We start from the raw sequence: 579 nt of genomic DNA on the forward strand, positions 1-579 counted from the left end.
CCTCCAGGGCGATTTCGAAGGCATTCTCGACACGGTCACCATCCTCAGCGAAAGCCTCGATGATCTGCCCGACGACCGCCGTCAGCTGCGCCCGCTGCGCCAGCGCCTCGCCGACCGTCTCGACGGCATGCGGCGCGCTGTCGACACCATCAAGGCGCAGCCCGAAATGGCGTCGATCCGCACCATCAACCTGGCCGTGCTGGCCGGCGAGATCCGAAAATTGGCCACCGCCATCCATACCGAGGCGGTGTCGCCCCAAAGCGACGTCATCGTCGACTGGGCGGCAAGGCTGGAAGCCACCTGCGAAGCGCACGTCCATGACGCGCACAGCGACGACAATGCCGTCGAGGCGCTGCGTGCCAAGCTGCTCACCTTACGCGAGCGCACCCGCCGCTATGCCTTCGAGATGGATTTCTCCTTCCTGATGCGGCCGGAGCGCAAGCTGCTGTCGATCGGCTACCGGGTCGAGGAACACCAGCTCGACGAAAGCTGCTACGACCTTCTGGCTTCCGAAGCGCGGCTGACCAGCCTGTTCGCCATCGCCAAGGGCGATCTGCCGACCGAGCACTGGTTCAGGCT

1 protein-coding gene is annotated in these 579 nt (G+C 65.3%); it reads left to right on the plus strand.

All coding sequences use genetic code 11. From position 1 onward, the window contains the following. The coding region (locus EN991_RS38945) for a hypothetical protein (RefSeq protein ID WP_164769798.1) at positions 1-579 on the plus strand (579 nt) is incomplete at both ends.

The organism is Mesorhizobium sp. M7A.F.Ca.US.005.03.2.1, assembly GCF_003997795.1.
GTDB lineage: Bacteria > Pseudomonadota > Alphaproteobacteria > Rhizobiales > Rhizobiaceae > Mesorhizobium > Mesorhizobium ciceri.